Source organism: Psychrobacter sp. 1U2, assembly GCF_051847575.1.
On the sequence record NZ_JBPYDC010000947.1, the window covers coordinates 1 to 762 of the forward strand.

Genomic DNA, 762 nt, shown 5'->3' on the forward strand with positions numbered 1-762 from the left:
TATCACGTCTCTTATAGCGGCTTTAATGTCCTGTAATAAAGTATCTTTTGCGTCTAGCATAAGGGTTCCCTAATTATTTTTATAAATAAGCTATTGGGACTGCGCCCAAGGACTAGCATGGGTTAAATGTTATTAATCATAAACCAACGACAAAATATCATCGGTATAAATCCTCTAAAAAATCTTGCTGCCAAGCTTGTAAGTCATACTCCCAAAGACCTTGCAATAACGTCTGATAGCGAGACTTACGCTCTTTTAAGGGCATTGTTAGAGCGGTTTTTAGACCTTTTACAATGCTCTTTGGATTGTGCGGGTCGATAATAACCGCTGCCTGCATTTGCTCGGCCGCTCCTGCATAATCAGAGAGTAGCAGTACTCCAGGATTGTCTGGATTTTGTGCAGCAATATACTCTTTGGCGACTAGGTTCATGCCGTCTTTGAGCGAATTTACCCAGCCAATATCGCTGTACCAAAACGCTGCCATCAATTCTCCATGACTTAACACGTTTTCACTATAGGTAATCGCCTGCCAATTGTTTGTAGAGCCGAAAGTATCAAGTTTACAGTCTTCTAAATCGTCAATTTTGAAAGCATCTGATTGCACCCCAATCGGTGAAAATTGCTGATTTACCTCATGGACAGTCTGTCTAACATCGTCATAGAGCTGCTGATAAACGGGCAGATCTAGGCGACTAGGACAAGCAATTTGAATCAATTTTAGCTGATTTTGATAGGCGGGATACTGCTGCAAAAACTGGCGGT

1 protein-coding gene is annotated in these 762 nt (G+C 41.6%); it reads right to left on the bottom strand.

Annotated elements, in window-relative coordinates; translation table 11 throughout:
- Positions 1-157 precede the first annotated feature (157 nt).
- A partial coding sequence (locus tag ACS8FD_RS19725) for a trehalose-6-phosphate synthase (protein WP_439277112.1) occupies positions 158-762 on the bottom strand: 605 nt, incomplete at its 5' end.